1 protein-coding gene is annotated in these 283 nt (G+C 46.3%); it reads left to right on the forward strand.

Annotation, left to right across the window (positions count from 1 at the left end; genetic code table 11):
- The coding region (locus DJ029_RS22365) for a hypothetical protein (RefSeq protein ID WP_232823185.1) at nucleotides 1-215 on the forward strand (215 nt) is incomplete at its 5' end.
- Nucleotides 216-283 lie beyond the last annotated feature (68 nt).

Below are 283 nucleotides of genomic sequence, written 5' to 3' on the forward strand. Positions count from 1 at the left end.
GTTTTCAAGTTCGAGGAGATACCCGATTTTTAGATCTGAGTGATTGGCTTCGATTCCCGTGCTTTTTTTATTTTTCCGGGCTACAGGCAGATTTCGATATTCCCTCTTTCGGGAAGGCACAAGTTCAAGCGGGAGGTACAAGAGAACAACTGCTTCTAAGTGAAAGACCCGCTTTTCTTCCTCTTTCTGCCCTACTGAAAAGGGGCGGCTTTTGAGATGATAGAGAGAGTTTCTGTTCCGCCCTATGCCCATCTGATATAAAGTGGGCAGTTACGGGTTGCTG

Origin of the sequence: Oceanibium sediminis (genome assembly GCF_003265325.1) — a bacterium.
Lineage (GTDB): Bacteria > Pseudomonadota > Alphaproteobacteria > Rhodobacterales > Rhodobacteraceae > Halovulum > Halovulum sediminis.